Source organism: Bacillus sp. SIMBA_005, from assembly GCF_046535585.1.
Classification (GTDB): Bacteria; Bacillota; Bacilli; order Bacillales; family Bacillaceae; genus Bacillus; species Bacillus pumilus.
In genome coordinates this window covers 1-270 of sequence record NZ_JAWRWI010000438.1, presented here as the reverse complement: position 1 = coordinate 270, position 270 = coordinate 1, and the positions used below count along the sequence as shown (strand labels likewise).

The 270-nt window shown below is 43.3% G+C and carries 1 pseudogene; it reads right to left on the bottom strand.

The window, feature by feature from the left end:
• Window positions 1–33 precede the first annotated feature (33 nt).
• Window positions 34–270: pseudogene (locus SB660_RS20795) on the bottom strand (Hsp20/alpha crystallin family protein); the annotation flags it as partial.

Here is a 270-nt window from a genome sequence, read left to right as displayed (position 1 = left end):
CTTCCATTGAGGGATGAAAGCGGCTTTTTTATGTTATAGGGGAAATTGAAAGGAAAATGAGGCAGGAGTCTCATTAGGCTCCTTGTTCATGGAGACGGTCAGAATATGGTTGGTGAAATCAGTGAAAATATGTTTGTCATTCAGATAAAAAGGAAGCACCATTTGTTTGTTTAATGTCCGTTCAAGCGTTTTAACAGAGAGCATAAACTCATTTCCCGAAAGAGTGACGGTGATCGCCTGCACCTGCTTCAGGGCCGTCAGGTCGGCTTC